Genomic DNA, 1,764 nt, shown 5'->3' with positions numbered 1-1,764 from the left:
CCCTTGCGCATTGCCATGCGACATACGTCAGGCTATGGTTGGATTCAGTCGCCAGGGCAGCAAAGCCTCGTAGTCGTCGGCGGTGTTCGCGTGCGGCAGACTTTTGAACAACGCGATGAGGTATTGATACGGCTCAATGCTGTTGGCTTTGCAGGTTTGCACGAGCGAATACAGGTTGGCGGCGGCGTTTGCGCCGGCGACGCTGTCACTAAAGAGCCAGTTCCGGCGTCCAACCGTAAACGGTCTGATCGCGTTCTCACACGGATTGTTCGAGATGGGCCACGCTCCGTTGCCGACGTAGCGAACCAGCTTGGGCCATTGGCCTCGCAGATATTGAAGCGCTTTGCCGAAGCCGCTTTGCGGCAACACCGTGTTCAGATGACGCGATAGCAGCGCCTCGATCTGATCAAGAACTGGCTGACTTCTGGCCTGTCTGAGTTGCTGGCGCTGCTCCGGCGTCATGTGTTCGGATCGTGCCTCAACGGCAAACAGCTGGCCGATCAGGCGAATGAATTCGCTTACCGGATGATTGCCGCCGCGCTGTACCTTAGGGAGGTTCTCTTCCGCCTCAATCAGGTAACGTCGCGCGTGCGCCCAACATCCAAGGTGCACCAGCTGGTTTGTTCGGGCGATTTCGTTGTACGGCTCGTAGCCGTCGCTCATCAATACCGCTCCGGGTTTGATGCCTGCATAGAGCACGGCGGCCTGCGCCGCGCTGCGCGTGGGACTGTAGTTGAACATTCGCACTGGTGGTCCGGTACCGTTCATCTGCGCCCACATGTAGCTCTTGCGTTGTGCAGCACGGCCCGGCTCTTTTAGTACCTGCACCGTCGTTTCATCGCCGTAAACGATGTCGGCCTCGAGCAGGTGGTCGCGCATCAGGTTAATCAGCGGCTGCACCGCCATGCCGACGCGCACTACGCTTGCTGCCAGCGTGCCGCGTGAGAGATCGCCACCGAAACGGTGCAGCAACGCGGCGATCCGGTACAGCGGCAGCGCGTCAGCAAACTTACTCACAACCACCCATGCAAGCGCTGATTCAGTGAGTAAGCCCTTTGGGATGATGCGCGAAGGTGCCGGCGTCACCTTGATGCTAAGGTCGCAGCAAGGGCATGCGTATTTGATTCGCTGGTGCTGAATGACGCGAACCTGCTGCGGCACGATATCGAGTTGCTCGCTGATCTCAGCGCCGATCTCGACCAGTGCGTGGCCGTCGTGTGCGCAGACGCGTTCTGATTCGGGCAACTCATGGCGCACGACCTCGCGAGGCAGCATCGGGTCTAACGGTTTGCGCCCACGCTTCTTGCGTTCATGCGCGCCGACTTCGACGCTTTGTTCAGTTTCGGCCTGTTGCGCCGGCTCGCATCCCGTTGCGAGCGCTTCTGCTTCGTTCAGGAAGAGGTCGCGTTGCTCAGCACCGCGCACTTCGCTCCTGGAAGCAAACAACTGCCGCTGATAGGCCTTAAGTCTCTCGCGCAACAAATCGCGTTCGACTGTCACCACACGCAACTCGCCTTTCATGGCAGCGAGTTCTGCGCGCAGCGCCTGCAGTTCGTCGGTAGAAGAAGAGGATGATGGCGGCATCGCTGAATTAGACCAGCGATGCCGGTTCTCGTTTCAGGTCACGCGCTGATAATAACGCCTCGGATGCGCGCGCATCGCTTCGATGTCGATGCCCTCCAGTAGCCAGTGAAGTTGCTCTGTTCGCAGCATGAGCACCGCTTCCTTGCGCGGCCATACGAAGCGGTCCTGCTCGAGGCGTTT

General features: G+C 59.5%; 2 protein-coding genes. Both read right to left on the bottom strand.

Translation table 11 applies throughout. The features are described from left to right. Window positions 1–27: 27 nt before the first annotated feature. Complete coding sequence (gene tnpC, locus QCE79_RS32685) at window positions 28–1,584, bottom strand: IS66 family transposase (protein ID WP_244832288.1); 1,557 nt, start codon at window positions 1,582–1,584, stop codon at window positions 28–30. A 33-nt stretch (window positions 1,585–1,617) separates the two neighbouring features. Continuing rightward, on the bottom strand, window positions 1,618–1,764 hold a 147-nt coding region (gene tnpB, locus QCE79_RS39430), incomplete at its 5' end, for an IS66 family insertion sequence element accessory protein TnpB (protein ID WP_404989458.1).

It is taken from the genome of Caballeronia sp. LZ003 (assembly GCF_031451465.1).
Classification (GTDB): Bacteria; Pseudomonadota; Gammaproteobacteria; order Burkholderiales; family Burkholderiaceae; genus Caballeronia.
The sequence above is the reverse complement of the archived record's forward strand: the minus strand, read 5'-3'. Positions and strand labels throughout refer to the sequence as shown.